This is a genomic window from Clostridioides sp. ZZV14-6150 (assembly GCF_020657875.1).
Taxonomy (GTDB): Bacteria; Bacillota; Clostridia; order Peptostreptococcales; family Peptostreptococcaceae; genus Clostridioides.
Genome location: NZ_JAGWDA010000048.1, coordinates 1 through 658, shown reverse-complemented (window position 1 = coordinate 658; position 658 = coordinate 1). Strand labels below are relative to the sequence as shown.

Sequence of the window (658 nt, the reverse complement as noted above, 5' to 3'; positions counted from 1 at the left end):
CGTAGGGACTACGGGGATAGCCTGTGGAGAATTGGTAAGACATATTTTAGTATGCAAAATTCTATGAAGCAGGAACCATGTGACTTTAGTCATGGGAGGTTCAGGATAGGTAAAGGAAAAAGAAGTGAAGAAGTTATACAAGGCATGGAGAAGTATGGAGCAGTTTATCTTGCAGCAATAGGAGGAGCTGGTGCATACATTTCAAATTCGATAAAATCATGTGAAATTATTGCATATGAAGACTTAGGTGCTGAAGCTATAAGAAAGATTGTAGTAGAAGACCTTAAACTTACAGTAGCTATAGATAGTTATGGAAATAATATCTACGAGCAAGGACGAGCAATTTATGAATGTAAATAAATTTTGAAAATTTATATAAATACTAAAAATACAAAACAATTTAATTGTACACATTTTAAGGAGTTGTACTTAGAAAATAGAAATATATTTAAAACTTATGAACAATATCTAGAATATACAGGAATACGTAAAGAAACAGATAATAGAAAAATAGTTATTTATACAAGGGTTTCAACCTCTAATCAAAAAGATGATTTAAAAAATCAAGTTGAATTTCTTAAACAATATGCCAATTCTAAAGGAATAATAGATTAAGAAAATACAAGAAAAAGATTAGAGAGGATGAAGATATTGAAAA

At 29.6% G+C, this 658-nt stretch carries 1 protein-coding gene and 1 pseudogene; both read left to right on the top strand.

The window, feature by feature from the left end; translation table 11 throughout:
- On the top strand, positions 1-360 hold a 360-nt coding region (locus KGF41_RS20475; RefSeq protein ID WP_227857135.1), incomplete at its 5' end, for a fumarate hydratase C-terminal domain-containing protein.
- An 87-nt stretch (positions 361-447) separates the two neighbouring features.
- Positions 448-609: pseudogene (locus tag KGF41_RS20470) on the top strand (recombinase family protein); the annotation flags it as partial.
- Positions 610-658 lie beyond the last annotated feature (49 nt).